Raw genomic sequence first — 21,662 nt, forward strand, 5'->3', positions numbered from 1 at the left:
TGTCATCAGTTCTTCTGTAAAGTTAATAGTAAATAGCAATGGATATATATCTAATTGACAATACCTTTGTCATGTTTTTATAAAAACTGATAAGATTTATACTCCGGAGCCGCACAACATGGAAGAATATATACTAAGCAGTATCTACATTTACCCTATAAAATCATTGGGAGGTATAAGCCTGCAGCAGGCGCAGGTGCAGGAGCGCGGATTAAAAAATGATAGACGCTGGATGTTGGTAGATGAGGAGGGTAACTTCTTATCGCAACGCAAGTTTGCGCAAATGGCACTGCTACAGGTACAACTGCAGGAGGAAGGTTTGATGGTTTATCATAAACAAGAGCTATTAGAACCATTATTTATTCCTTTTAATAGTAGTCCGGGTATAGAGGTAAAAGTTACCATCTGGGATGATACCTGTATAGCGAGGGAAGTTGATAGTAAAATTACAAAATGGTTTACAAAGGCTTTAGGGATGTTTGCTCGCCTGGTTCATATGCCCGAAAGTACCCGCAGGCAAGTGGATCCTACTTACGCTTTTGATTCCGAAGTGGTAAGCTTTGCTGATGCTTATCCTTTTCTGGTGATCGGGCAGGAGTCGCTGAACCTTCTGAACAGTAAGCTAGAGAAGCCTGTTCCGATGAATCGCTTCCGCCCTAACTTTGTGTTTACCGGCGGTCAGCCTCATGCTGAAGATACCTGGAATACTTTTACCATCGGGGAGATAAAGTTCAGAGCAGCTAAACCGTGTGCACGTTGTGTGTTAACCACCATAGATCAAAACACGGGTATAAAAACCGCTGAGCCACTTAAAACACTGGCAACGTACCGCACACAAAACAATAAGGTCATGTTTGGGCAAAACCTGGTTCATGATGGTGAAGGTGTAATAGAAATTGGAGACAAACTAAATGTGCTGCAATGCAAATAAAGGATCAAATTAAACTGCCTGAGAACTCTATTGTACATCAGCCTGCTGTTTTCTATAGGATAACTGCTCTTTGGGCCCTAAGTGAAGCTTTCCTGGGAGGTGTCTTACACGCCCTACATTTGCCCGGTACCGGATTGTTTGTGGGTGGTGCAGCAGTGCTTTGTATCAGTCTGCTCGCTTTTTACTGTCCTGCAAGGCATGCTATTCTTAAAGCCACCATATTAGTTATACTTATAAAAGGCATGCTTAGCCCGCACTCGCCTCCTGGAGCGTATCTGGCTGTGTTCATACAAGGGGGGCTAGGATATCTTTTTTTCTGGAGTAAGCGGTACTTTAAAGTTAGCTGCCTATTGCTCGGCGTAATCACGCAACTACAGTCTGCGTTACAGCGCCTGGTGGTTATGCTTATAGTGTTTGGTGCGGACTTATACCAGGTTGCGGATGGTTTTGTAGACTATATACTAAAGAAGGCCGGAATAGCAGCAGGAGACTATGTATTGTATGTAGTACTTCTGTATATCGGCTTGCATGTGCTAATGGGAGTTTTAGTTGGATGGCTTGCTGGGAGGCTTCCCAGAAGGTTAAAAAATGAGCACCATTCAATTAAAATATCATCTACTTTGGTTGAACAGACACCTATGATAACAAAGGACAAACGAAAAAGCCGCAGCAAATTTTTAATGTCCGGGGTAATGATTGGATCAATAGCGTTGTTAGCCTCCAGTTTATACTTCGGTATAATAGATGATAGTACAGTTTATGCCATACTTGCCCGTGCTATTTTGATCTTAGTTATTTGGGTGTGGGTGCTGTCTTCTTTTCTACAAAGGTTATTACTTCAATGGAGTAATAGTAAAAAGTCCCTTTTAGCTGAAGAATTAAGTCAAATAATAAGCCTTATGCCTTTCATAAAGCAAATGGCTCATGATTGCTGGCTCTCTTTAGCTCATTTGCCACTACTAAAAAGAATCTTCTTATTACCGGTTAAGCTCACGGCTTGTGTTATTGTAGAAAATAATAGCAATTGATACTTTGTACTTCTACATTAATAGGTTTATTTAAATATCTAAAAATACCTATACAATAATATAAATTACTCTTAATTGAACACTTAAGTTCTAAAATAAAAGTTGCCTATCTTCCTGATTTTAAGTTAAATGTTTAAACTTTGATGTTAATGGCTATATTTTAGGTGCCAAATTAATGTTAGATAAGTTATAAATATGACTATGGTGGCATAATTGCACAAATTATTTGATGTAAATTATGTGAAAGTGTTTTGAAATTAGATGTGGGAACCTATATTTGGTACACAAACTAATCTATAACTATTTATTTAACACTTTCTAACATGAAGAAGAGTTTACTACTCAGTTTCATTTTTGTGTTCGCGCTTGTGGTGCAAGTGCTCGCACAAAATCGAACAGTGACGGGTAAGGTAACAGACCAAGAAACAGGTCAGGGTTTACCAGGCGTTACAGTTTTACTAAAAGGTACATCTACTGGTACGGCAACAGGTGTAGATGGAAATTTCTCACTTTCAGTACCAGCCGCAGGAGGTACACTTCTATTTACTTACATTGGTTTTGACGCTAAAGAAGTAGCTATCAGTAACCAATCAACAGTGAATGTTCAGCTTAATGCATCTTCTACAGAGATATCTGAGGTTGTAGTAGTTGGATATGTAGAGCAGGACGTTAAAAAGATAACAGGTTCTGTTGCTACTGTTAGTGCCGCTAAGATTGAACAAGTTCCAATTGCGACATTCGATCAGATTCTTCAGGGACGTGCTCCAGGTCTTCAGGTATCAGCTGGTTCAGGTCAGCCGGGATCTTCATCAAGAGTACGTATAAGAGGTAACTCATCTATCAATGGTAGCAATGATCCACTTTATATTGTGGATGGTGTTCCTATTGATGCAAACGTATTTGCTACTATAAACCCTAACGACTTTGCATCTATCAACATTTTGAAAGACGCTTCTGCAACTTCACTTTATGGTTCAAGAGCTTCTAATGGAGTTATCCTTGTAACTACTAAGCGTGGTACTGCAGGTAAAACACGTTTGACCTACCGTACACAATATGGTGTTTCTACACCAACTCGTCAGAAATTCGATATGATGAGTACTGCTGAGAAAATTGAGTTCGAGAAGTATTTGTATAGTCAAGGAGTTACAGCTGGTGCTGTTGGTGCTTTCTATGGCAGAACAAAGCTACCTACTACTAATGCTCAATATCTAACAATGGAAGAAGCTGAAGCTGCTATTGCTGAGCTAGGAACAATAAATACGAATTGGTCTGAAGAAATTTTTAGAAATGCAAAAACACAATCTCATGAGGTTAATGCTTCAGGAGGTGATGCTAAAACCAAATTTTATGTTTCTGGTGCCTATTATGAGCAGGAAGGTATTGCATTAAGATCTGACCTAGAACGCTATACTGGTAGAGTAAACATAGACCATGATACACAAGATAAACTTAAATTTGGTTTAAGTTCATCTATGGGTTATTCTAAATCTAATTTCATCGAGTCTGAAGGTGCAGTTAACCTAAACAACCCGTTTGCAGCTGCATACCTTTACAACTCATATGAGAGAATCAAGAACCCTGAAACTGGTAAATACGAGACTCCTGCTACAGGTATCAATGTTTTTGAAAGAACTGAAAATCAGTCAAACACGAATGATGAGATCAAAGGTATAGGTAATGCCTATGCAGAATATGAAGTGTTTAAAGGGCTTACTTTAAAATCACTAGTAGGTATCGACTATCGTTCAAGAACTTTCGATCGTTTGATCAGCCCATTGTCTACAGCAGGCGCTGGTGCTACAGGCGGTCAAGGTAGCTTAAATCAGGCTTCTAACAGACGTGTTAAATTAATCAATACTAACACTGCTAATCTGGTAAGAAGCTTCGGGGACAGACACTATGTGAACTTTGTATTAGGAAACGAGACACTAACTGAAAAGTTCAGAAGTACAACTTATACAGGTTATGGAATTGATCCTAAGCGTCCCGTTGCTGCAGGTATCACGCAAGGTACAACTACAAACGGTTTTATACCTGTAGTAGGAGGTACTCAAACAGAGAACGCCTTAGTTTCTTATTTTGGTAACGGTACTTATACATTAGATGGCCGTTATAACTTCTCAGCAGGTTTAAGACGTGATGGTTCTTCTAAATTTGGTGCTAATAATAAATGGGCTACATTCTACTCGTTAGGTGCCGGTTGGAATATCTCTGATGAAAACTTCATGAAAGGAATTGAGTTTATCAATGATCTTAAGCTACGTGTGAGTTATGGTACATCAGGTAATCAGGATTTAGGTACTAATGCTGATTTCCCTTCATTAGGTCTATTTGGAACTTCTACTTATGAGGGTATTTCAGGTATAGCACCAATTGCTCCAGAAAACCCAGATTTAAAGTGGGAGAAATCAAATAAATTTAACATTGGTTTAGACTATAGCATCCTAGACAGAAGATTATATGGCTCAGTTGATGTTTATAATAACATCACAACTGACTTATTTATCAATACTCAATTGTCAAGAACTTCTGGTTTCACAACACTACAGCGTAACGTAGGTGAAATGAGAAACAGAGGTATCGAAATAGCAATAAGTACAGATATAATCAGAGGTGCTGATTTTAACTGGACAACAACATTAAACTTTGCTTATAACGACAACGAAATTCTTGATCTGTTCCAGGAACGCGAATTCGAGTTAGGTACTTCAATCGTAAGAGAAGGCTTGCCACTAGGTACACATTATGTTCCAACTTGGGCGGGCGTGAACCCTGCTAACGGTGATCCACTCTACTATGATTTAGAAGGTAATGTTACAAATGTGTTCAGTGATGATTATGCTCAGCCACAAGGTACATTCAACCCTCCGATTACTGGTGGTTTTAATAGTACAGTATCTTACAAAGGTTTAGAATTATCAACGTTTTTCTCGTTTGTGCAAGGCAATCAGTTATTTAATAATAATACCTTCTTTATCACGAATCCTAACTTTGCTTCTTTTAACCAATCTCGTGAAATGCTTGAAATTTGGAAGACTCCAGGACAAGTTACTGACATTCAAAGATTAGGTACTGAGAGACAGTTTACTACAAAAGATCTTGAAGATGGTTCTTATTTGAGATTTAGAAATGCGACTCTTGCTTATAATGTACCACAAGATATATCAAGCAAACTTAAATTAGGAAGCGTTAGAGCTTTTGTGCAAGCACAAAACTTATTCACACTAACTAAATTTACAGGTTTCGACCCAGAGCTAGATAACAATATTCAGCAATTCGATTATCCAGTTCCTAGAACTTACACAGTTGGTTTTGACATTGGGTTTTAATTGTAAGTTTTAAGGATTCTTAAAAATAATTAACATGAGATTTAATAAAAATATAACTATTCTTGCCCTAGCAATGGGCCTGATGGTTTCATCCTGCGAGGATGTGATAGATATTAAGCCTACAGACTCATTGGTAACTGATATCGCTTTAACAGATATCAATGACTTCAAAAAGGCTTTAACAGGTACTTATGCAGCAACTGCATCTGCTAGCTACTGGGGTGGCAACATGATCGTTCTTAATTATCAGCTTAGTGATAATGCAAGGAAATCAGTTCAAAATCTTGGAGAAGGTGTGCAGGTACACAGCTTTACTTACACAGCTGGTCTGGGTGAAGCTGCAAGCGCTTGGAACGCTATGTATAGCGTAATTAACAGAGCTAACATAATCATCAACAGAATTGATGCTATTGAAGGAACTGAGGCAGAGAAAAATCAAATTAAAGGAGAAGCGCTTGCTTTAAGAGCAATGGCACACTTTGATCTTGTTCGTTTGTTCTCGCAACGGTACGACTATACAGCTGATGCAAGTCATCTAGGTGTTCCAATCATGTTGGAGTCTAAAATTTCATCTCCTGCTCGTAACACAGTTAAAGAAGTATACGACCAAGTAACGAAAGATCTGACTGATGCAAAAGTATTACTCGCTGGAGTTACACAAAGCCCAACAAGAATAACTCCACTTGCAGTGTCTGCATTACAAGCGAAAGTTGCACTATATAGTAATAACCTTGATGAAGCTATTACATATGCTACTGAAGCACTTGCAGGTAAGCCAATTGCTGCTAAAAATGAATTCGCAGCAATGTGGAGACAAGGAAATGGTAACGCTGAAGCAATATTTAAGATTGCACTTCCTCAAGGCGCTGCAAACATTGGTGGTAACTTCTACAGCGTAACTAATGACCTAGTTTCATTTAACCCGACACAGGATCTTTTAGATGAATATGGTGCAACTGCAGAGGAAAAAGCTAAAGATGTAAGATATACATCTTATTATGAAATAGTTCCTACTAGAGCTGAGCCTAATATAGTGTTTAAGTACATTGATAAAAATGCAGCTATTAAAGGGCAAAGTGATGTTATCATCCTTAGATCTGCTGATATGCTACTTATAAGAGCTGAAGCTTATGCAAGAACGAATCAAGGTGATAAAGCTCTAGCCGACCTAAACACATTAAGAGCTGCTCGTATCACTGGTTTCACTCCAGATCCTGAATCAGGAGTTGGTCAGGAAACTGGACAGGATCTTCTCAATGCGATTTTTACTGAAAGAAGAAAAGAGCTTGCTTTTGAAGGTGACAGATTCTTCGATCTTAAGAGAAGAAATGAAGCAATAGTGAGAGGTGCAGATTGCAATTCTACTAGCTGTACTCTTCCTGCTGATGACCTGAGATTTGCATTTCCTATTCCACAGAGTGAGATATATGCTAATCCAAACATAGAACAGAACGAAGCTTATAAATAGAAATTAGAATGAAGAATATTAAAAGATATATAGCTTCTTTGTTATTAACTGGAGCTATGTTCAGCATGTTTTCATGCGAAGTAGAAGAAGATGAATATTACTTTAAAGGCCAGAACTTTGTAGCTTTCAATCAGGAGTCTTATACAGTTTTTGAAAATGGTGAAGAACCACTTTTAATAACAATAGGAGCTTCTGTAGGTAATGGAGTTAAGGAAGATGTTACCATAGAATATACGGTAGCTGGTAATGCAGTTGAAGGTGTAGATTACAACTTGAATTCGCCTCGTACAGTAACTATTCCTGCCGGAGAAAATAATGCTACTATTGAAATTGAACCTATCAACAATAATCAATTTGATTTATCTAGAACAATAGAGCTAACAATTACTTCTGTAAGTGATCCAAACCTCATAATAGGTATCAATAGCAAAGACAAGCTACAGTCTGCTGTAACAGTAAGTCTTGTGAATGATGACTGCCAAGTAAATACTTCTTCTTGGGAAGGTTCCAACACTGTGACAAGAGCAAGTACTGGATCAACCCACGTTGCGCCACTAGCAAAGAATACTAACGGTGATTGCAATATCCTATCAATAACAGGTAATGCATTTGGTTTGAATGCTGGCGCAAAAGTTGCGACAATTAACTTCATACCTGAATCAGAAGGTGCTAAAAAAGGTATTGTGAGAATGCCTAAGCAAAACGTAGGTCTGAGATTTACAGCTCCTGTAGGTGTACTTACTGTAGAAGGTAACGGTGATGGTGCTTATGATGAGACAACAGGTGAATTCTGGCTGAACGTAACAATGAAGTATGAAGATGGTACTGTCTTCAGACAAGATAAATACACATTCAAGAAGTCTCAATAAGACTAACTATTAAAACAAAAAAGGCAGGAAAATTTCCTGCCTTTTTTGTTTTAATAGTTTTCAATATCTTGTTCTAGATAACTATTAGAAATGAACAATAAAACTAATACTATACTATTAGCTGCTAGCTGCTTTACCCTTGGTGCCTTTACTTTTAAAATAGCAGAAGCTAAAATATCTGTAGCTATGCTGCAGCAGGCCCAAAATATAATAGGCTTAAACTTTACTAATGCTGAGTTAGATTCAGCTACCGCCGAGCTAGAAGATTTCAAAAATGGCTATGAGCGTATCAGGAAGGTTACATTAAAAAATGATGTTGCTCCTGCTATCGTGTTCAATCCTATTCCGGTTGGCTTTAAGTGGCCAAAGGAAAAGGAGAAGTTTAAGGTTGAAATGCCAAAGAAGTTAAAGCTTCCTGTTAACAGAGAAGACCTGGCATACTATACTATACCACAGCTGGCTGCGCTTATCAAAACAAAACAAATTTCATCTGAAGAGTTAACAACCTTTTACTTAAGCAGGCTGAAGCAGTACGGGCCAACTTTAGAGTGTGTAACGACGCTAACAGAAGAACTGGCTCTGCAGCAGGCACGACAGGCAGATAAAGAAATTAAAGCCGGTAAGTATAAGGGTTTGCTTCATGGTATTCCTTTTGGGGTAAAGGATCTGCTGGCTACAAAGAACTATAAAACTACCTGGGGAGCAGCACCATATAAAGATCAGCAAATTGATTTAGACGCTACTGTTGTAGAACGTTTGCAAAATGCAGGTGGTGTGTTGGTAGCGAAACTAACATTAGGTGAACTTGCCATGGGTGATGTGTGGTATGGTGGAAAAACAAAATCTCCATGGGACTTAAGCAAAGGATCAAGCGGCTCTTCTGCAGGTTCTGCATCAGCAGTTGCGGCAGGTTTGCTTCCTTATGCAATTGGTACTGAAACATTGGGTTCAATAGTTTCTCCATCAACTGCATGTGGTACGACGGGCCTCAGACCTACATTTGGTCGTGTTAGTCGCCACGGTGCTATGGCACTAAGCTGGTCTATGGATAAAATCGGACCTATTACACGATCTGCAGAAGATGCTGCTATTGTGTTTAACGCCATATACGGACCAGATGGAAAAGATCAGTCAGTTTATGATGCTCCATTTAACTATAACACAAAACTAGATGCAAAGAAGCTGCGCGTTGGTTACCTGAAGAAGGACTTTGAACGCAAGTATGGTTTCCAGGAGAATGACCAGGCTACACTGGAAGTGCTGAGAAAAGCAGGAATAGAGCTTGTGCCTATTGAGTTACCAGATCTACCGGTAAACGATCTTATACTTACCATTTCAGTGGAAGGTGCAGCAGCGTTTGACGAGTTAACCCGTAGCGGAAAAGATGAGTTGCTTAAGCAGCAGCATAAAGGTGCATGGCCAAACATTTTTAGAGCAGGTAGGTTTATTCCTGCTGTCGAATACTTGCAGGCACAGCGTGTACGAACCTTACTGGTGCAACAGATGCAGGAAAAGCTAAAGGATGTTGATGTTTATATCAGTCCATCATTTGGGAGCAGTAACCTGGTAGTTACTAACCTTACAGGCCATCCGTGTGTAGTAGTGCCGAACGGCTTGCAGAAGAATGGTATGCCAACAACTATAACTTTTATTGGCAAGCTATTTGGCGAAGCGGAAACACTGGCGTTGGCTAAACTATACCAAGACCTTACGCCACACGAAGAGAAGCATCCTACTGCATACCTGTCAAAAAAGTAAATTCAGAATAAATGAATAGCCTGAAAGCCTTGATATGTCTCTTTGATATATTGGGGCTTTTCGCTTATTTTTAAAAAGAAAATCACCCATAAACCTATAGCTCTATGTTTTTTAAGAGTAAAGCTGTTGCACTTATACTTTTCGGAATGCTTGCGGGCAGTAGCCTGCAGGCGCAGGTAAAAAGTACTGAACTAAGTGTAGAAAAAATAATGCGCGATCCGAAATGGATTGGCATTGCTCCAAGTAATATTTTCTGGTCTGAAGATGGAAAGAAAGTATACTTTAACTGGAACCCGGAAGGAAATCGCAAAGACTCTTTATATGCTGTAACTACTAATGGTAAAGACATAAAGAAGATCTCAGCAGCAGAGCGTCGTAATATGGCAGCGCAGTATGGTGCTTATAATAAGGCCGAGTCCAAAAAGGTATATGAAAAGAATGGTGATATTTTTCTGCTGGACATAAAGAGTGGAAGAGTAACACGTGTTACTAATACAGTAGAGCGTGAAAGCAATCCAGCTTTTACTTTTGATGAGAAGCAGATCACTTTTCTGAAAGATAATAACTTATACTCCTGGAGCTTGGTTAATGGGCAATTGGCGCAGCTCACCGATTTCAGAAAAGGGAAGAAACCAGCAGACACTGAAGAAAAAGACCCGCAAAGAGTGTGGCTGCGCAACCAGCAACTCGGCCTTCTGCAGATTGTAAAAGACCGTGAGGCAGATAAAGAAGCATTTAAGAAACAGCAAAAAGCTGATGCTCCTGCCCGCCCGTTAGATATCTACATTGATGATAAGCAGGTGAGCAGTGTAACGCTGAGCCCTGATGAGCGCTTTGTTACCTATAGTTTAATAAGCCGCCCTAAAAATGCTAAAGTAGCAATAGTACCAGACTACGTTACATCCTCAGGGTATACGGAAGATATAAATACAAGAACCAAGGTAGGTGATGCCCAAAGTACCTATGAGTTCTTCGTGTATGATACCCACCGCGATTCTACTTATGCGGTTACTATGAAGGATGTGGAAGGTATATATGATGTGCCTGCCTATTTGCTGGAAAAAAATCAGAAAGCAAGTATAAGTAAGGATGCTGCGGATACTAAAAACAAAAAGCCCGAAATGCGTGCTTCAGTTATTTATGGTCCGTTTTGGTCTGATAATGGCAAGAATGCAGTAGTAGTAGCTCGCTCAGCCGACAATAAAGACCGCTGGATACTAACATTAGACGCAAATACAGGTAAACTAAACCTGCTGGATCGGCAACACGACAACGCCTGGATCAACGGGCCAGGCATTGGCTATGGTGCAGGCGATATTGGCTGGATGCCGGATAATGAATCTGTCTGGTTTCAGTCTGAAGAAAGTGGTTACTCTCATCTGTATAGTGTAAATGCTAAAACCGGTAAGAAGAAAGCTTTAACCACAGGAAAATTCGAGGTATCAGGTGTGCAGTTATCAGATGATAAAAAGTACTGGTATTTTACAGCTAATAAAGTACACCCGGGCGAGCAGCATTTTTATAAGATGCCTGTAAACGGTGGCGCAATGGTTCAGCTTACAACTATGCCTGGTGCTCATGAAGTAGAGCTTTCGCCGGATGAGAAGACGTTGGCTTTCCGTTATTCTTACAGCAACAAGCCATGGGAGCTGTATGTAATGGAAAACAAAAAAGGAGCGAAGCCACGGCAGATCACTAATTCTTTAACGGAAGAGTTTAAAGCTTATAACTGGCGAGAACCGGAAGTAATTTCTTTTAAGGCAGAAGATGGAACAGATGTATACGCTCGTTTATATCAGCCAAAAAATGCTAAAGCAAACGGACCAGCTGTAATATTTGTACACGGTGCCGGTTATTTACAAAATGCACATAAATGGTGGAGCAGTTACTTCAGAGAATACATGTTCCATAACTTCCTGGCAGACCAGGGTTATACCGTATTGGATATAGATTACAGAGGTAGTGCAGGGTATGGTCGTGATGTGCGTACTGGCATTTACCAGTTTATGGGTGGCAAAGACCTGAGCGACCACGTTGACGGTGCAAAGTTGCTTGTAGAAAAGTATAATGTTGATCCTAAGCGTATCGGTATCTACGGCGGGTCGTACGGTGGCTTTATAACTTTAATGGCCATGTTCACAGAGCCTGACGTTTTTGCTGCAGGTGCTGCTTTACGTTCAGTAACAGACTGGGCACATTACAACCACGGCTATACTTCGAATATTCTGAATACTCCACAGACTGATAGTCTGGCATATGCTAAAAGCTCACCAATTTACTATGCTGAAGGATTAAAAGGTGCTTTATTGATATGCCATGGCATGGTAGATACCAATGTTCATTTCCAGGATGTTGTTCGCCTGTCTCAGCGCCTTATAGAACTAGGTAAGGATAACTGGGAACTAGCTGTTTATCCGGTTGAGGATCATGGTTTTGTTGAACCAGCCAGTTGGACAGATGAATACAAACGTATCTATAAATTGTTTGAAGAGAACCTGAAGAAGAAATAAATTAAGGTTTGATATAAAAAGAAAAGCACAGTAGCGTGAGTTACTGTGCTTTTCTTTTTATGATTTAAGTGATTACTGTTCAAACTTAAAAAGTATAACTCAGATTAGCACCTTGCGCAGCTGCACCATTAAAGGTAGGTATAACGGAAGGGGTAAGCGATATACCTGTTAGATTAGTCTTTTTATGTAACTGCGGGATAACTATACCCGCGGCTGCACCCAAAGTATAGCCAAGTATATTATCACTTAAAAAGTGTTTGCCTGCCTTAAGCCTGAGGTAACCCACAGAAGCAGGTATAGCAGCCGCAGCAGCCCAAACGTACGGTCGTGCATTGGACTCTGGGTTAAAATCATGGAATATCTTAGCAGCAAAAAAGGTAGCCGCAGCAGTAGCAGCTGTATGCCCTGCATAAAAAGAATTCTGGGCATTAGATTCTGTTTTCTCACCTAGTTCTACTTCATCACTATAAACTAATGGCCTTGCACGTTCTGTATTACCATTTGCTAAAGTAAACAACGTGCCGGTTACAGCCATTGTTTCAACATATAGTACCAGAACCTGACCTGCTTTACTGCGCACATTATCATTTAGCATCATGGCAAAAGGCATAGCAAACGAACCATAAAACGGGAAGTCGCTTGCTTTTTTAGCGCTTTCTGAGTGATATCCTGCTGAAAATCTGTCGAACTTGTTCACATCGTTTTTATCCAACGCTAAAACTTCATCTTCGGTAAAGCCATCTTTGTCCATCATTAACGATAATCCATAGGCGCTCAAGCCCATGCCTGCAATTATTACAGGGCCATCCACAGAAAGCTTGGTTCTATAGGGCGAATTGTTTTCCTGGGCCGTAGCCGGGCCGGTAATGATTGTGAATATAATTAATATAGATATAATCGGTTTCATATGTATAAACTTTGAAATAAGTCAGTAAATGATGCTTTTGAAACGAAGGCATGTTTAAAAGGTTTTGTACTATACTGGGTCAAGGATATAGGTATATGCTTTGAGATAGCTTTAATAAATTACTATATCTATATACTCTTGCTTTCCGTAACAGAACTTAATACTACCAATCGGCACCAGAAACATAAGTAAGGTATAACCCCTGTTTTTTTTAAGTATGCCGGAATTGTCTTAGCTTTGTATGTATTGGCTTTTTAGCCATCATTTTAAATCGTCATAAAATTTTAAGCAATGCCATATTTATTCACTTCTGAGTCAGTGTCAGAAGGACACCCTGATAAAGTGGCGGATCAGATATCCGATGCACTTCTAGATGAATTCTTAAAGCAGGATCCTCAGTCGAAGGTTGCCTGTGAAACACTTGTTACTACAGGTCTTGTGGTATTAAGTGGGGAGGTAAAATCCGAGGCTTATGTTGATGTGCAGAAAGTTGCCCGCGATGTAATTAAGCGTATTGGCTATACTAAGTCTGAGTATATGTTTGATGCTGATGCCTGCGGTGTTATCTCGGCTATACATGAGCAATCTGCAGATATCAACCAGGGTGTAGAGCGTGCTAACCCGGAAGATCAGGGTGCCGGTGACCAGGGAATGATGTTTGGTTATGCTACAAACGAAACCGATAATTTCATGCCATTGGCACTGAGCATTTCACACCTGTTACTGGAAGAGCTTGCTGCTATCCGTAAAGAAGGTAAAGAGATGACTTACCTGCGTCCGGATGCAAAATCTCAGGTTACGATCCGTTACAGCGACAACCACGTGCCAGAGAAGATAGACACTATCGTTATTTCTACACAGCACGACGAGTTTATACTTCCGGAAAGCAACACACCGGAAGCGAAAGACAAAGCTGAGCAGGAGATGGTAGCTAAGATCAAAGAAGATGTAGATGCTATACTTATCCCGCGTGTTCTGAAGCAGCTGCCGGAACGTATCCAAAAGCTGTTTAACAAAGACATCACCTACCACATTAACCCAACTGGTAAGTTTGTGATCGGTGGCCCTCACGGTGACACCGGCTTAACTGGCCGTAAAATTATAGTTGATACCTATGGCGGTAAAGGTGCTCACGGTGGTGGCGCATTTTCTGGTAAGGATTCTTCTAAAGTTGACCGTTCGGCAGCATATGCAGCCCGCCATATTGCTAAAAACCTGGTAGCTGCAGGTGTTGCAGATCAGGCGCTGGTGCAGGTGGCTTATGCCATTGGTGTTGCCAAGCCGGTAGGGCTGTATGTAACTACCTATGGTTCAACTAAAGTAAAAGATGCTAACGGTAACATCATGAGCGATGGCGAGATCGCAGAGAAAGTAAACAAACTGTTTGATATGCGCCCTTATGCTATCGTGCAGCGTTTTGGTCTGCAAAACCCTATTTTTGCTGAGACTGCTGCTTATGGTCACATGGGTAGAACACCAGGCATCAAGAAAGTAGAGTTCTCTGTTAATGGACACAAAGAAGTGAAAGAGTTTGAAACCTTTACCTGGGAGAAACTTGATTACGTGGACAAAATCAAGCAAGAGTTCGGTCTATAGTTTGTCAGACATTAGATGCTAGACAAAAGATAATAGACTTTTATCTATAAAACAGAAGGGCCTGCTATACTTAGCAGGCCCTTCTGTTTTATAGATATCTCAAACTAGGAGACATTCATAATTCTTAATTCCTAATTCATAATTGGAATGCTCCGCATTCCTAGTGTGCCATTTGCTTTTCTTTATACTTTTTAAGCTGGCGTCGCATGGCTTCTACAGCGGCATCGGCAGCAGCCTCAAAAGACGGGGCATTTTCTTCTGAGTAAAGAGTAGTGCCTGGTACAAATAGCTTTATCTCTACAGTTTTGGTATTAATGCCATCGCTGTTGTTATGCTTAAGAAACACTTCACCTTCTACAATGCGGTCATAAAAGGTCTCTAATTTATCTACTCTCTGCTGAATGAAATCGGTAAGCTGTGTGTCAGCCTCGAAGTGGATGGAATGCATCTGTAGCTTCATAGTGGTAAAATTTATTGGTTTAACTTATGCTTTTGGATGAGCTTTCTCGAAAATCGATTTAAGCTTTTCAATAGAGTTATGGGTGTAAACTTGCGTAGCAGCCAGACTGGCGTGGCCCAACAGATCCTTAATTGCATTGAGGTCGGCTCCCTTGTTTAGCAAATGCGTAGCAAAGGAATGCCGTAGAACGTGAGGGCTGTTATGTGCTGAGGTAGTTATCAAGCTGATGTACTTCTTTACCACGCGGTATATAAATTTTGGGTACAATGGGCGTGCTTTAGTTGTAACGAGCAGCTTTTCAGAATTGTTATCTCCGAACGCTCTTCTCTTATGTGCCAGGTAAACATTTATACTTTCCCATAATGAGTCGTTTATAGGTATAATACGCTCTTTGTTGCCTTTGCCCAGTACCCGTACTGTTTTCTGGTGCTTGTCAATATCTGATTCTTTAATACCAATAAGTTCGGCTAAACGCATGCCAGTGCCATACAGGAACTCAAGTATAACTCTGTCCCGCTGGCCTTCAAAGGAATCTTCGAACTCAAAACCATCAAGTAATTGATTAAAGGGCTCTTCAGGTACAAATGCCGGAAGCTTTTTAGAAACCTTAGGCGCTTTAATGCGCAGCATCGGGTTAGCCTGTATGCGTTGCTGAGAAAGCAGGAATTTATAGTAAGAGCGCAGGCAAGCTATTTTCCGGTTGATAGAACGCGGCTGAATGTTGTTTTGTACCAACGACAAAATCCAGGAACGGATGATGGTATGGTCGGCTTGTGCCGGATCGGAAATCTCGTAAGTCTGAAGCAGGTAATCAGAAAATTGCCACAGGTCGGTGTGGTAGGAGGTAAGGGTGTGCGGGCTGTACCGCTTTTCGTACTGTAGGTACTTAAAAAATAAATCCATAACGTAGTATAGCCACTCAGTGAAGCAGCTATACTAAGTTATGGAAAATATATTATTTCGGAAACGAAATTAGTAGTTATCCTTAGCGAAAAGAGTCTGCTTGTACTTAGCTCTTTCTTTCTGCTTTCTTTTAGAAACAGATGGTTTTTCGAAGAATGTTCTAGCTCTCAGCTCTTTCAACACACCAGTTCTTTCGAACTTCTTCTTAAATCTCTTTAATGCACGGTCTACAGACTCGTTATCTTTTACGTTTACAATAATCATGTTTTTGTTTCGCTTCTCTTGGAATTAGGGTTGCAAATTTAATAAAGCTTAGACTTAAAAATCAACTATTTAATCGATTTTTATCTGTTTATATCTAAAATATTCTGAATCAATGGTTTTAAGCAGCTAAATCAGCTGTTTTAGCATTGACTATTTAAGTATAGCCCTGGAAATAACAAGCTTTTGTATCTCGCTTGTTCCCTCGCCTATAGTGCATAACTTAGCATCGCGGTAGTATTTTTCGGCAGGGTAGTCTTTTGTGAAACCGTAACCGCCAAATATCTGCACACCTTCGTTTGCTACTCTTACCGATACTTCAGAAGCATAAAGTTTAGCCATAGCCGATTCTTTGTTCACGTTCAGGCCGCGGTTCTTCATATCGGCTGCCTGGTAAGTAAGCAATGCAGCGGCCTCAACTTCAGTAGCCATGTCAGCTAACTTAAAGGCAATACCCTGGAACGACGAGATTGGCTTATTGAACTGGCTACGCTCTTTAGAGTAAGCTAAAGCGGCCTCAAAGGCACCTTGTGCTATACCCAGTGATAAGGCTGCGATAGAAATACGGCCACCATCCAATACTTTCATCGCCTGGATAAAGCCTTCGCCTACATTACCTAGTATCTGGCTCTTATGCACGCGGCAGTCCTGGAAGATAAGCTCTGTGGTTTCAGAGGCACGCATGCCTAGTTTATCTTCTTTGCGACCAGCGCTAAAGCCCGGTGTACCTTTCTCAATCACAAAAGCTGTCATGCCATGCGAGTCACCAACTTCGCCGGTACGAACTATAACTACAGCTACATTACCGGTTTTACCGTGTGTTATAAAGTTTTTGGCTCCATTAATAACATAGTAATCGCCATCCTCTACAGCTACCGTACGCATATTGCCTGCATCAGAACCTGTGTTTGGCTCAGTTAAGCCCCACGCCCCAATCCATTCAGCAGTTGCTAATTTAGGCAGGTATTTCTGTTTCTGCTCTTCGTTGCCGAAAGCAAGTATATGACCTGTGCAAAGTGAGTTGTGCGCTGCCATAGATAAGCCAATTGAGCCATCTATTTTAGAAAGCTCTGCAATGGCTGTTACATACTCCAGGTAACCGAAGCCAGATCCGCCATACTCAGTTGGTACCAGCACGCCCATCAGGCCAAGTTCCCCAAGTTGCTTAAACACTTCTACCGGAAACTCCTGGCTTTCGTCCCACTCGCGCATTTTAGGCTTAATGTGTTTCGCACCAAAGTCTCTGACCATGTCCGCAATCATGCGCTGGTTCTCTGTATACTTTAATTCCATTTATAGTTTATTTGTAAGGGTTTGGAGTAGCGTATATAACGGTTTTAAGAACCGTATGTTCACAAAGCTATATATTTAATGGCAAACGGACAATCTGAGAACCTAAAACAGAGTATAATAAGTAGGTAAAGTAATAACGTGCTGGCGCAGCGTCTATTTTGAAAGCGCGTTTAAATTGCGTTATTTTGAAGGTGCTAAGAACCCGGTTGTGCGAACTAATAGGATGACAGAAAGGGCAAATAGCTAAACGACAGTAAATGAAGCAGTTTTTTAAAAACTTATTTGGGGGAGATACAGCTACGCTGGAGTCGTTGGGCGCTATAGGTGTGGACATGCACTCGCATATTCTGCCTGGGTTGGATGATGGTGCAGATACGCTGGAGCGATCGCTGGAGCTGGTGCAGGCCATGCAGCAGTTAGGTTACCGCAAGCTGATTATGACGCCCCATATAATGAGTGATTTTTACCGCAACACACCCGAAGGTATACGTGAACGCCTGCAGTACCTGAATGATGCTGTAGCAGAAGCAGGTATAGAAATGGAGTTGGGTTGTGCCGCTGAGTACTACCTGGATGAGGTATTTCTGCAGAAACTGGAAAATAACGAAGAACTGCTAACCTTTGGCGATAAATACCTGCTTTTCGAAACATCTTTTCTGAACGAACCGCTTAACCTGCGCGAAGCCATTTTTATGATGCGGTCAAAGGGGTACAAACCGGTAATGGCTCATCCCGAGCGTTATACTTACTTCTACGGCAAGTTCAATGATCTGATAGAGATAAGAGAGCAGGGTGTGCTGTTGCAACCAAACCTGAACTCACTGACAGGATATTACTCGCCAGCGGCAAAAAATGTAGCAGAAAAATTAATAGATAACGGTTTGGTAGACCTGGTGGGGTCTGATGTGCACAGCATGAAGCATGTTGCGTCGTTGCAGCGTGTGCTTAGTGCCAAACACATAAATAAGCTGCTTTCGTTGCCATTGCTTAACCCGCAACTATAAGTGCCATTTCCCAAAGCTATACTTCAGAATGATATTTGTAACAGGTGGTAGTGGCCTTATTGGTAGTTTCCTGATACCGGAGCTCGTAAGGCAGGGGCATCAGGTGCGTGCGCTTTACCGTGGGCAGACACCAACTATAGCTTTTGCTGATAAGGTAGAGTGGCTGGAGGGAGACATACTTGATATTGTACTCCTGCGGCAAGCATTGCAAGGTGTGGACTATGTTTTCCATAGTGCCGGGTTAGTATCTTACGATCCACAGGATAAGGATCTGCTGAAACAGGTAAATATTGAAGGCACAGCCAATGTAGTAGACGCATGCCTGGAAGCCGGAAGTATAAAGCTTTGCCATGTAAGCTCAATTGCTGCAATTGGTCGCCCGGTAGGAGCAGATGTGTTAACTGAAAACAGCAAATGGAATCAGGCAGAAGAACATTCAGCTTATGCCAGTTCCAAACATTTAGGTGAGCTTGAAGTATGGCGCGGCATTTCAGAAGGGTTAAAGGCTGTTATAGTTAATCCGTCGGTGGTGTTAGGCCCTGCAGATTGGAACCGTAGCAGCACCCGGCTTTTTAAATATGTATATAACAACAATTCTTTTTATACAGGCGGCAAAGCCAATTTTGTAGATGTACGGGATGTGGTGGATGCTATGCTAAAACTTACATTCTCGGAAATATCAGGCGAAAGATTTATCTTGAATGCAGGGCAGCTGGCTTACAAAGATTTTTTTGAACAGGTAGCTGGCTGCATGGGCAGAAAAGCGCCGTCGCGGAAAGTTAATCCGGTACTGGCCGAGGTTGTATGGCGGGCTGAGCGGCTTCGCTCATGGCTTACAGGTGCGCGGCCGCTTATTACAAAAGATACAGCACGGGTATCGGCAAAAAATCATTTTTTCAGTAATGCAAAGGTGCAAAAAGCCATTGGGTTGGAGTTCAGGAGTTTAAATGAAAGTATAGCCTGGACCTGTTCCGAACTACTGCAACAGCAGGCCATAAAGTAGCTTTTTGGCAGTCCGATCAATAAACTATTTGCCTGTATAAAATGTAATGTAACAAAGGCTGCTTTATGCAGCCGGTTGGGATTTGAGATGAAAGATAATTTTGAAGATAACAGCGAAGAGCTGGATTTGATACAACGTTTCGAGCAGACACTCGAAAACAATGGCACTGCTTTTTTTGATATTAACGACTTTGAAATAATAATAGACCATTACACTGCTAACTTCGAATACAAGAAAGCATTAGTGGCCTGTGATGCGGCTATCGCACAATACCCTTTTTCTTCGGAACTACAGATAGATAAAGCCCAGCTGCTGGCCATGGCCGGTAGCCTGGACGATGCCTTGGCGCTGATAGATGAAGTAGCCGAAGTAGAAGCCGGTAACCCGGATATACACTTAACCAGAGGTATTATATTTTCGCAGCGTGGTGAGTACCGCGATGCGATCGATTACTTTAAGAAAGCACTGGCCTTTGCCGAAGACCGCGATGATATTTTCTTTAATATCGGGTTGGCCTACCAGAGCTGGGGGAAATTTGGCTCAGCCATCAAGTACTATAAAAAGTGCATCGAACTGAACGTGGAGAACGAAGCGGCTATGCAGGAAATAGTATACTGCATGGAAGTAACCGGTACGTTGCGTGAGCATCTGCCATTTTTCCAGAAGTTTGTAGACGATGACCCTTACTCGTATGTAGCTTGGTTTAACCTAGGCAACGTGCTCAACAAAATGGGTTCTTACGATAAAGCCATAGCCGCTTACGATTACTCTACCATCATTAAGCCAGACTTTATTACTGCCTATAACAACATGGCCAATGCCTATGTGTTTATAGGGGAATATATTAAAGCTATTGACGCATTTAATGCCATGCTGGAGCATGGTTCACCATCTGCGGAAGTATACTGTAATATTGGCGAATGCTACGAAAAGCTTCAGCAATGGGATCTTTCCAGAAGGTATTACCAGAAATCAGTAGACCTTGATCCGGAGATGGATGAGGCCTGGTTTGGTATTGGAGTTATACTTGATGCGCAGGGTAAATGGTATGAGGCCGTACACTTTTTTAAGAAGGCAGTAGAGCTTTACGATGATAGTTCTGATTACTGGGTGGCACTTGCTGCTGCCGAGTACCATGTGGGGCATGTTGTTTCTGCGTTGGAGAGCTATGCCAGAGCTGCCGAGATTCAGCCAAACGACAAGGATATTTACCTGAACTGGTCTATTATTCTGTATGAACAGGGTAATTATGACGAGGCTACAGATATTATTTTAAACGCTATAGAACTGCAACCAGACGAAGCAGAGCTATATTATAGGGCCTGCGCTTACCTACTTTCTGCAGGAAAATACCGCGAAGCTTACAATTATCTTGAAAATGCCTTAATTTTGGACTTCGAAAAACATAAGCTGCTGTTTGAGTTCTTCCCTGAACTGGAGTCGCAGCGGGCATTAGCCAGATTAATTGATCAGTATCGCAAATAATATCAGATGAACTATACACTGAATAACCTGCCGGAGCGTGAGGCCAAACCACGCGAAAGGGGCTTTACCATGGCCATGGACAAAGGTCTGAGTGTGCGGGAAGTGGAAGACTTTCTGGATGTAGCCGGAGAGTATGTAGATATCGTGAAGCTTGGATGGGCTACTTCCTATGTAGTGCCTAACCTGGACCGAAAACTGGATGCTTACAGAGCTGCCGGCATACCGGTATACTTTGGAGGTACTTTGTTTGAGGCTTTTATTGCACGTAACCAGTTCGAAGACTACCGCCGCATCCTGGACAAATACCAGATGACCTTTGCTGAAGTGTCGGACGGCTCCCTGGAAATGAACCATGATGAAAAGCTGCAGTATATTCAGACATTAGCTGAACAGGTAACGGTGTTATCGGAAGTTGGCTCTAAAGATGCAGAGAAGATCATTCCGCCTTACAAGTGGATACAGCTGATGCAGTCGGAACTGGATGCAGGCGCCTGGAAAGTGATTGGCGAAGCCCGGGAAGGTGGTAACGTTGGTTTGTTCCGTTCTACAGGCGAAGTTAGAAGTGGTCTGGTAGAAGAGATCCTGACAAAGATCCCGTTTGAGAAAATATTGTGGGAAGCTCCGCAGAAAGCACAGCAGGTATGGTTTATTAAACTATTGGGTGCAAACGTAAACCTGGGTAACATTGCGCCAAGCGAAGTTATACCTTTAGAAACTATTCGTTTAGGTCTGCGTGGCGATACGTTCCATCATTTCCTTAACATGGACGATGCTGGTCTTAAAGGCTAAGTCAATTAATTAAGATATAACCTGTAAATTGCCCGTCGGACAACCCGAACGGGCAATTTTATTTA

General features: G+C 41.4%; 17 protein-coding genes. 12 read left to right on the forward strand and 5 right to left on the reverse strand.

The annotated features are described in order from the left end of the window. Window positions 1–118 precede the first annotated feature (118 nt). The 7 genes from MJ612_RS12690 (at window position 119) to MJ612_RS12720 (ending at window position 11,896) form a co-directional block, all read left to right on the forward strand. On the forward strand, window positions 119–931 hold the full coding sequence (locus MJ612_RS12690; RefSeq protein WP_187031623.1) for an MOSC domain-containing protein: 813 nt from the start codon (window positions 119–121) through the stop codon (window positions 929–931). Next, on the forward strand, window positions 922–1,959 hold the full coding sequence (locus MJ612_RS12695; protein WP_187031621.1) for a hypothetical protein: 1,038 nt from the start codon (window positions 922–924) through the stop codon (window positions 1,957–1,959). The genes MJ612_RS12690 and MJ612_RS12695 overlap by 10 nt, the downstream gene beginning before the upstream one ends. Window positions 1,960–2,282: 323 nt before the next feature. Then, window positions 2,283–5,291, forward strand: a complete 3,009-nt coding sequence (locus tag MJ612_RS12700) for a SusC/RagA family TonB-linked outer membrane protein (RefSeq protein WP_187031619.1) — start codon at window positions 2,283–2,285, stop codon at window positions 5,289–5,291. A 34-nt stretch (window positions 5,292–5,325) separates the two neighbouring features. Then, the gene (locus tag MJ612_RS12705; RefSeq protein WP_187031617.1) at window positions 5,326–6,759 is read left to right on the forward strand and encodes a RagB/SusD family nutrient uptake outer membrane protein; all 1,434 of its coding nucleotides are present in this window, start codon (window positions 5,326–5,328) and stop codon (window positions 6,757–6,759) included. Between the two features lie 8 nt (window positions 6,760–6,767). Next, window positions 6,768–7,628, forward strand: a complete 861-nt coding sequence (locus tag MJ612_RS12710) for a hypothetical protein (protein ID WP_187031615.1) — start codon at window positions 6,768–6,770, stop codon at window positions 7,626–7,628. Between the two features lie 90 nt (window positions 7,629–7,718). After that, window positions 7,719–9,386 carry an amidase gene (locus MJ612_RS12715; RefSeq protein WP_187031613.1) on the forward strand — a complete coding sequence of 556 codons (1,668 nt, stop codon included), beginning with the start codon at window positions 7,719–7,721 and terminating at the stop codon, window positions 9,384–9,386. Between the two features lie 104 nt (window positions 9,387–9,490). After that, window positions 9,491–11,896: a prolyl oligopeptidase family serine peptidase gene (locus MJ612_RS12720; protein WP_187031611.1), complete on the forward strand. Its 2,406-nt coding sequence runs from the start codon at window positions 9,491–9,493 to the stop codon at window positions 11,894–11,896. A gap of 85 nt (window positions 11,897–11,981) precedes the next feature. On the opposite strand, the gene MJ612_RS12725 is transcribed toward MJ612_RS12720, so the two are convergent. Then, window positions 11,982–12,803, reverse strand: coding sequence for a phosphatase PAP2 family protein (locus MJ612_RS12725; protein WP_187031609.1), 822 nt, complete (start codon window positions 12,801–12,803; stop codon window positions 11,982–11,984). Window positions 12,804–13,094: 291 nt separating this feature from the next. Here MJ612_RS12725 and metK point away from each other — a divergent pair, with 291 nt between their 5' ends. Further along, window positions 13,095–14,399, forward strand: coding sequence for a methionine adenosyltransferase (gene metK, locus MJ612_RS12730; protein WP_187031607.1), 1,305 nt, complete (start codon window positions 13,095–13,097; stop codon window positions 14,397–14,399). A gap of 160 nt (window positions 14,400–14,559) precedes the next feature. On the opposite strand, the gene hpf is transcribed toward metK, so the two are convergent. The 4 genes from hpf to MJ612_RS12750 form a co-directional block, all read right to left on the reverse strand. Then, window positions 14,560–14,859, reverse strand: a complete 300-nt coding sequence (gene hpf / locus MJ612_RS12735; protein WP_187031605.1) for a ribosome hibernation-promoting factor, HPF/YfiA family — start codon at window positions 14,857–14,859, stop codon at window positions 14,560–14,562. 24 nt (window positions 14,860–14,883) lie between these two features. After that, window positions 14,884–15,762 (reverse strand): tyrosine-type recombinase/integrase, encoded by an 879-nt coding sequence (locus MJ612_RS12740; RefSeq protein ID WP_187031603.1) that lies wholly within the window; start codon window positions 15,760–15,762, stop codon window positions 14,884–14,886. Window positions 15,763–15,831: 69 nt separating this feature from the next. Continuing rightward, window positions 15,832–16,026: a 30S ribosomal protein S21 gene (gene rpsU, locus MJ612_RS12745; protein WP_162346156.1), complete on the reverse strand. Its 195-nt coding sequence runs from the start codon at window positions 16,024–16,026 to the stop codon at window positions 15,832–15,834. A gap of 150 nt (window positions 16,027–16,176) precedes the next feature. Further along, the gene (locus tag MJ612_RS12750) at window positions 16,177–17,316 is read right to left on the reverse strand and encodes an acyl-CoA dehydrogenase family protein (RefSeq protein WP_187031601.1); all 1,140 of its coding nucleotides are present in this window, start codon (window positions 17,314–17,316) and stop codon (window positions 16,177–16,179) included. A 257-nt stretch (window positions 17,317–17,573) separates the two neighbouring features. On the opposite strand from MJ612_RS12750, the gene MJ612_RS12755 reads away from it, so the two are divergent. The 4 genes from MJ612_RS12755 (at window position 17,574) to MJ612_RS12770 (ending at window position 21,597) form a co-directional block, all read left to right on the forward strand. Continuing rightward, window positions 17,574–18,320, forward strand: coding sequence for a tyrosine-protein phosphatase (locus MJ612_RS12755; RefSeq protein WP_187031600.1), 747 nt, complete (start codon window positions 17,574–17,576; stop codon window positions 18,318–18,320). Between the two features lie 28 nt (window positions 18,321–18,348). Continuing rightward, window positions 18,349–19,323 (forward strand): NAD-dependent epimerase/dehydratase family protein, encoded by a 975-nt coding sequence (locus MJ612_RS12760; protein WP_187031598.1) that lies wholly within the window; start codon window positions 18,349–18,351, stop codon window positions 19,321–19,323. Between the two features lie 87 nt (window positions 19,324–19,410). Continuing rightward, entirely contained in the window at window positions 19,411–20,808 is a 1,398-nt protein-coding gene (locus tag MJ612_RS12765) for a tetratricopeptide repeat protein (protein WP_187031596.1), read from the forward strand. Between the two features lie 6 nt (window positions 20,809–20,814). Continuing rightward, window positions 20,815–21,597 carry a phosphosulfolactate synthase gene (locus MJ612_RS12770; protein WP_187031594.1) on the forward strand — a complete coding sequence of 261 codons (783 nt, stop codon included), beginning with the start codon at window positions 20,815–20,817 and terminating at the stop codon, window positions 21,595–21,597. Window positions 21,598–21,662 lie beyond the last annotated feature (65 nt).

The sequence above is a fragment of the Pontibacter deserti genome, from assembly GCF_023630255.1.
Classification (GTDB): Bacteria; Bacteroidota; Bacteroidia; order Cytophagales; family Hymenobacteraceae; genus Pontibacter; species Pontibacter deserti.

Bases quoted from the DNA above. Each gene is read 5' to 3' on its own strand.
- MJ612_RS12715 (WP_187031613.1), top strand. From the start codon at position 7,719: ATGAACAATAAAACTAATACTATACTATTAGCTGCTAGCTGCTTTACC.
- MJ612_RS12705 (WP_187031617.1), top strand. From the start codon at position 5,326: ATGAGATTTAATAAAAATATAACTATTCTTGCCCTAGCAATGGGCCTG.
- MJ612_RS12695 (WP_187031621.1), top strand. From the start codon at position 922: ATGCAAATAAAGGATCAAATTAAACTGCCTGAGAACTCTATTGTACAT.
- MJ612_RS12770 (WP_187031594.1), top strand. From the start codon at position 20,815: ATGAACTATACACTGAATAACCTGCCGGAGCGTGAGGCCAAACCACGC.
- rpsU (WP_162346156.1), bottom strand. From the start codon at position 16,026: ATGATTATTGTAAACGTAAAAGATAACGAGTCTGTAGACCGTGCATTA.
- MJ612_RS12760 (WP_187031598.1), top strand. From the start codon at position 18,349: ATGATATTTGTAACAGGTGGTAGTGGCCTTATTGGTAGTTTCCTGATA.
- MJ612_RS12710 (WP_187031615.1), top strand. From the start codon at position 6,768: ATGAAGAATATTAAAAGATATATAGCTTCTTTGTTATTAACTGGAGCT.
- hpf (WP_187031605.1), bottom strand. From the start codon at position 14,859: ATGAAGCTACAGATGCATTCCATCCACTTCGAGGCTGACACACAGCTT.
- MJ612_RS12750 (WP_187031601.1), bottom strand. From the start codon at position 17,316: ATGGAATTAAAGTATACAGAGAACCAGCGCATGATTGCGGACATGGTC.
- MJ612_RS12690 (WP_187031623.1), top strand. From the start codon at position 119: ATGGAAGAATATATACTAAGCAGTATCTACATTTACCCTATAAAATCA.
- MJ612_RS12740 (WP_187031603.1), bottom strand. From the start codon at position 15,762: ATGGATTTATTTTTTAAGTACCTACAGTACGAAAAGCGGTACAGCCCG.
- MJ612_RS12700 (WP_187031619.1), top strand. From the start codon at position 2,283: ATGAAGAAGAGTTTACTACTCAGTTTCATTTTTGTGTTCGCGCTTGTG.
- MJ612_RS12720 (WP_187031611.1), top strand. From the start codon at position 9,491: ATGTTTTTTAAGAGTAAAGCTGTTGCACTTATACTTTTCGGAATGCTT.
- MJ612_RS12755 (WP_187031600.1), top strand. From the start codon at position 17,574: ATGAAGCAGTTTTTTAAAAACTTATTTGGGGGAGATACAGCTACGCTG.
- metK (WP_187031607.1), top strand. From the start codon at position 13,095: ATGCCATATTTATTCACTTCTGAGTCAGTGTCAGAAGGACACCCTGAT.
- MJ612_RS12765 (WP_187031596.1), top strand. From the start codon at position 19,411: ATGAAAGATAATTTTGAAGATAACAGCGAAGAGCTGGATTTGATACAA.
- MJ612_RS12725 (WP_187031609.1), bottom strand. From the start codon at position 12,803: ATGAAACCGATTATATCTATATTAATTATATTCACAATCATTACCGGC.